The following is a 315-nucleotide window of genomic DNA, read 5'->3' on the forward strand; positions in this document are numbered from 1 at the left end:
GGCAGGGGCGGCGCTCGCGGCCAATGCGCTGCTGGCCCGCTCGCGCGGGGTGGCGGCGGCCCCGGACGCGGTGATCCGGGCGAGCGCACCGGTGCTGGCGGTCGCCCTGGCGGTCGCGGCCACGCTCCAGCCGGTGCTGCTGATCGCCGCGATGGTGGTCGCGGGGGCGGCCCAGGGCCCGCAGCTCACGGCCTTGTTCGCGGTACGGCACCGGGAGGCGCCGGAGCATCTGCGCGGCCAGATCTTCACGACGGGCGCGAGCCTGAAACTCACCGGCTTCGCGCTCGGCGCGGGGGTCGCGGGGCCCCTCGCGAC

At 78.4% G+C, this 315-nt stretch carries 1 pseudogene; it reads left to right on the forward strand.

Annotated elements, in window-relative coordinates:
- Positions 1 to 315: pseudogene (locus J0695_RS40745) on the forward strand (MFS transporter); the annotation flags it as partial.

This window comes from Streptomyces beijiangensis (assembly GCF_017315755.1).
GTDB lineage: Bacteria > Actinomycetota > Actinomycetes > Streptomycetales > Streptomycetaceae > Streptomyces > Streptomyces beijiangensis.